This is a genomic window from Halomonas sp. SIMBA_159 (assembly GCF_046536035.1).
In the GTDB taxonomy this organism is placed as follows: domain Bacteria; phylum Pseudomonadota; class Gammaproteobacteria; order Pseudomonadales; family Halomonadaceae; genus Vreelandella; species Vreelandella venusta_A.
Genome location: NZ_JAWJBT010000870.1, coordinates 1 through 261, shown reverse-complemented (window position 1 = coordinate 261; position 261 = coordinate 1). Strand labels below are relative to the sequence as shown.

Annotated in this window: 1 protein-coding gene; it reads right to left on the bottom strand. The window is 57.5% G+C overall.

Annotated features, from left to right (window positions below):
• Nucleotides 1–261 (bottom strand): TSUP family transporter (locus R0J87_RS21730; protein WP_498888903.1); only part of this gene is annotated, 261 nt, incomplete at both ends.

The window sequence follows — 261 nt, the reverse complement described above, 5'->3', positions numbered from 1 at the left end:
AGGGCAACCACAGTAAACATCAGGGTGCATAGCATTTTTAATGCATTCGCCCGTACCAGGTCATAGCGTAAGGTACCCGCCAGTGCCGCCAGCAACACAAACCCCACTCCCGCCTGAACAAAACCGCCATAAAAGCCAGCCAGCCCTAATCCCCACCAGGAGCTGGGCGTATCTGCCACTTTTCTCGCCAGGCTGCCGGGCTCAGGTGCCACCACGGCAGGCTTGACCAAAATGATGAACGCCATCAGCAGCATGGTGCCC